This window comes from Streptomyces sp. NPDC001732, assembly GCF_053596315.1.
The window spans coordinates 1-1,405 of the sequence record NZ_JBSFFY010000202.1 but is presented as its reverse complement, the minus strand read 5'-3'; the positions used below and the strand labels follow the sequence as shown (position 1 = coordinate 1,405).

General features: G+C 71.2%; 3 protein-coding genes. All 3 read right to left on the bottom strand.

Annotated features, from left to right (window positions below; translation table 11 throughout):
* The coding region (locus ACWCXX_RS41385) for a homocysteine S-methyltransferase family protein (protein ID WP_451136489.1) at positions 1-1,097 on the bottom strand (1,097 nt) is incomplete at its 3' end.
* On the bottom strand, positions 1,094-1,231 hold the full coding sequence (locus tag ACWCXX_RS41380; RefSeq protein ID WP_451136487.1) for a hypothetical protein: 138 nt from the start codon (positions 1,229-1,231) through the stop codon (positions 1,094-1,096). The genes ACWCXX_RS41385 and ACWCXX_RS41380, both read right to left, overlap by 4 nt.
* A gap of 45 nt (positions 1,232-1,276) precedes the next feature.
* Positions 1,277-1,405: methionine adenosyltransferase domain-containing protein (locus ACWCXX_RS41375; RefSeq protein WP_451136491.1), on the bottom strand; the 129-nt coding region annotated here is incomplete at its 5' end.

Here is a 1,405-nt window from a genome sequence, read left to right as displayed (position 1 = left end):
TCGTCCCACCGGGCCTCCAGCATCGCCTCCCGGAACTTCTTCGACCCGTTGGCGTTGGTCCGCTCACCGATCGCCAGATACGAGGTGTCCTGCCGGAACGGCACCGTCTGGTAGAGCGACGCCGCACCCGGCTCCGGGTGCGGGGCACGGGGGACGACGGCCGTGCCGCGGACCCGCTCGACCAGCCGGCGCAGATGCTCCGGCGTCGTCCCGCAGCACCCGCCCACCAGCGACAGCCCGTACTCCCGCACGAACGTCTCCTGCGCATCGGCCAGCTCGGCCGGGGACAGCGGGTAGTGCGCACCGTCCCTGCCCAGCACCGGCAGACCCGCATTGGGCATGCAGGACAGCGGGATGCGGGAATGCCGCGCCAGATAGCGCAGGTGCTCGCTCATCTCGGCCGGACCGGTGGCGCAGTTCAGGCCGATCATGTCGATGCCCAGCGGCTCCAGCGCGGTCAGCGCCGCACCGATCTCCGAGCCCAGCAGCATCGTCCCGGTCGTCTCGACGGTGACCGAGCAGATCACCGGGAGACCGGCCCCGGCGGCCTCCAGGGCGCGGCGGGCACCGATGACGGCAGCCTTGGTCTGCAGCAGGTCCTGCGTCGTCTCGACCAGCAGGGCGTCCGCACCCCCGGCGATCAGCCCCTCCGCGTTCTGCTGGTAGGCGTCCCGCAGCCTGGCATACGGGGCGTGGCCCAGCGTCGGCAGCTTCGTACCCGGCCCCATCGAGCCCAGCACCCACCGCTGCTGCCCCGTGGAGACGGCGAACTCGTCCGCGACCTCCCGCGCGATCCGCGCACCGGACTCCGAGAGCTCGAACACCCGCCCCGCAATGTCGTACTCGCCCAGCGCCGCGAGATTCGCCCCGAACGTGTTCGTCTCGACACAGTCCACCCCGACCGCGAAATACGCCTCGTGCACCGACCGCACGATGTCCGGACGGGTGACATTCAGCACCTCGTTACAGCCCTCGAGATGCTGGAAGTCCTCCAGACTCGGGTCCTGCGCCTGGAGCATGGTGCCCATCGCACCATCCGCCACCACCACACGCGTGGCAAGCGCCTCACGGAGGGCGTCCGCCCCGGTGCCCGTCATGACCGACGGTCCGGGCCGGGGGCGAGCCGGTCGGGGCTCGGCCGATCCGCGAACCGGCCGGGGAGGACCACCGGACGGTCGGGAAAGACCACCGGATGGTCGGTGGCGATGGAAGCGGTGACAGCGATGCGCACGTCGGGCTCTCCTCGAAGGGTACGAAGTACGAAGTGGCCGACCGGTCAGAGACCGGCCGCGGCCTTCAGCCGCTGGGCACGGTCGGTGCGCTCCCAGGTGAAGTCGGGGAGCTCGCGGCCGAAGTGGCCGTACGCCGCGGTCTGGGCGTAGATCGGGCGCAGCAGGTCGAGGTC